At 33.9% G+C, this 3,168-nt stretch carries 2 protein-coding genes and 1 pseudogene; all 3 read right to left on the bottom strand.

The annotated features are described in order from the left end of the window. Positions 1 to 194 (bottom strand): annotated as a pseudogene (locus AC1D0Y_RS29340) (ParB N-terminal domain-containing protein); the annotation flags it as partial. A gap of 108 nt (positions 195 to 302) precedes the next feature. Next, positions 303 to 1,604: a replication protein gene (locus tag AC1D0Y_RS29345; RefSeq protein ID WP_477708434.1), complete on the bottom strand. Its 1,302-nt coding sequence runs from the start codon at positions 1,602 to 1,604 to the stop codon at positions 303 to 305. Between the two features lie 566 nt (positions 1,605 to 2,170). After that, entirely contained in the window at positions 2,171 to 2,863 is a 693-nt protein-coding gene (locus AC1D0Y_RS29350; RefSeq protein ID WP_477708435.1) for a helix-turn-helix domain-containing protein, read from the bottom strand. Between the last annotated feature and the right edge of the window lie 305 nt (positions 2,864 to 3,168).

Raw genomic sequence — 3,168 nt, forward strand, 5'->3', positions numbered from 1 at the left:
ATGCTTTTCTTCGTGAGCCCTGTTTTATTAAAGGCTTTCTTCGCAACAAACACCGTATACGAAATAAAGGTACTCTTCTTTAATCCTTTAGGCGCAGATGGTGACCCTTTTTCACGCATATCAAAGGCAACGTAGCGATCATACTCTCGTAAAGGTCCAGTGGCTGATCCGGTTAAGGTAATTTTGTGTGGCATAATAGTCTCCTCCTGTGTAGATTATTAGTTACTGTTTATTTAGAACACAGTTCTAAATAAACAGAATGTATTAAAACATCAGCTTCTAAGAGATTTCTACTTTTTTGATTAGGGAGCTGTGTCTTTTAACTGGTTCTGTTGATGCAAACATTCTTGTTCCTCTGGCGTTAAAGCTTGTCCTAAGTCTTGTTTTACCTGAGCTATCTCCAACAAACTATAGGTGGAGCTGTGCTCCTGTAGCAGACCCTCTTCTGCTGGTGTTAGCTCTTGTCCTAAATCTTGCTTTAACTGAATCATTTCAAGCTGTTGATCCAAAGAAATCTCTGATTCTTTTGTAGCTTCTTCTTGCTGCTGTTCAGCTTTTAACCAATTTGGAACTAGTTCCTTGCGGATAATCCGTTTAGGTGTAACCAATGGTGTTTCTTTGCTTTCGTTATGTATAACTTCTGGTTGGTTTGCGTATACTGATGAATAATCCTGTTCTTTAGACTTTGCTAATTCATAGAATTGATTTTTCGCAATTTGATAGATTAATCGACACATATCCCGTAGGGATAACGGGTTGCCTTGTTGATTGGCTTCATGCACATATTTATCTAATCCCACAATGGATGTATACGCAATGTCATGTACTTGCTCTTTTTTAATCTCAATCTCCATATCTCGTTTTACAGCTTTTGCAGCATTTTGAATACGAGCATAGAAGTCTTGTAGTTGATGCCCATACTTACCTGCATAGACTTGATTGACTTTCTTAGGAACACCTTTGATATAGCTGAATGACTGTGAAACAGATATTAAATGATTATTTATATGATTTACAGGTAAATCAAGGTTAATAAAGGCATCAGATGATTTATCGGCCTCTAAGCTTGTTGTGTCAACGTTTTCAGCACTTTCTGGATGCGTCACAGGACGTGTCACAGGAGTGGTCATTTCTTCTTGTTGAAGYGTTTGTATMCCTGTTGTATCATGGGCAAAAAAGATTTCATCGCAAATGTGCTGAAAGTTYTTATGGCTTTTAAGGATAAATACATAACTGTCAGGATGAGTACCTGTTGYATCYTCTTTAATGTAACGTGCCACAAGTATAAAGGGCGTCGCTTTTAACGAGCGTACAAAACGAGAAACGGTACTTTTGGACACATTAAATTTCTTCATAAGYGTTTCAGAACGGATCGCTTGAATGCCTGTAGCCMCTAGGTTATAGATGACGTGATCGAGCATTTCCATTCTCTTTTTAGGAAATTCTTTATGTATAGCAGATTGTTGTTGTTTAAAGTAGGTACGAAGAATGTCTAAAAACTCTTCTTTCTTTTTACGAAGCGTGGACTTGTTGCTCCATAACCATTTGAACCGTCCATTGAAGGTATCTACATCTTTTAAATAACAGGTTAATATTTTTGTCATTTGTTCATCGTCTCCTTTAAGGAACACAAAAAAGACACTGTTTCCCTGGGAAAAGGAAAACAATGCCTTGATTTTGATGAACTAAGCCCTTGAAATAGATGTCAATTTCGTATAAAATAAAAACATAAGTTTTATTTTATAGAAAAACTAACTCTATTAACAAGAGACTTCGACAAGTGTTTTCCCTACCGTAACTAGGGGGAACGGTTTAAGAGTGTTGACAGCACTTCTTAAACAGTTGAAGTCTTTTTTCTATTCCGGTCCTTTTTGTTAGTTTTATTATAGCGTTAACTAGTCTCATAATTCAATAAAAATTAGCAAAATATATCAAAACGAGTATTTTAGGCTAATCTTTTTCATTTAGATAATAAATAATTTTAAAATTATTTATCTGAAAAATAAAATCTTTCTCTCTACTCTCAACCAGCATGCAAAGTGCAATTTTTAGTTTCAATAAAAATAATCTTCCAAATGAAAGAGGCATTGCCCTTAGTTAATTCAGCTTAACTAAGGGCAATGCCTCTTTCATTTTTTATCTTTCACTAAAATTAGGTTAATCATTGATTTTATTTCATGTCATACTCTCTTTCAAGTCGATCTACTAAATGTTCACTTATGTAATCTTCGATGAAAGCACGTTTTTTATTATGATTTTCTTCCCTTTTAAAACTAAACAGACCAGTTTTCACAGTGGTAGTCCGTTCCTCTTCAGGTAAAATGCCCCATTTTTCGATGGCTTCTTTTTTTAATTTGTTCCTAATTTTCAATTCGTTTAGACGTTGCTCTTTTTCCAAGATTCTTTGGTTGTTTGTAGTTGTAGATGTTTCAGGAAGTGCCTTTAGTACATCTTGAAATTGAGATAAAATTTTTTGATTTGTTTGTCCACTTTGATTCATAAATGTTGTTAAAACCTGAACCATAGAATCAATTTTCTCAGTTGCCTCTGCTAATTGTTCTTCTAAATTCACTATTTTCTTCTCAAAAACTGTTTTCATAGGTTCATTCTTTTCTAACATCTCTGATGTTGTTTCTCCATTAAAATGTGAACGGATTTGCTTAAAAGAATAACCATGTTCTTCTTTTAATCTCTTAGCCTCAAGTAACATATCAATTTCTTCTCTTTTGAAACGACGATGACCACCTTGAGTACGAATTCCTTGAATATTAAAGTCCTCTTGATATCTTCGAATTGTTTGATCAGACAGTCCAGTAAGTTTTATTACTTCACTTAATTTGAATTCTTCCTCAGTTTGTTTCAAATTAACCCCTCCTCTTCTCGATTATAATAACAATAAATTTGTTGTTATTATAACAGAACTGACATCAAATTTTGAGAGATTTAATAATGGATTTTTTGTTAGATTTACAGGTTCTTTTGCTATTTTTGATAGAATAGGCAATTCAAAGTCATAGTTCATTATAACAAAGTTCTTAAGAAGGCTAAAGAGATGAAATCTAACTGTGAATCTATAGTAAGTAACTGTTAAGTTTGAATTGGAGAAGGCTAAAGAGATGAAATCTAACTGTGAATCTATAGTAAGTAACTGTTAAGTTTGAATTGGAG

It is taken from the genome of Priestia sp. P1_B12_1, assembly GCF_056406695.1.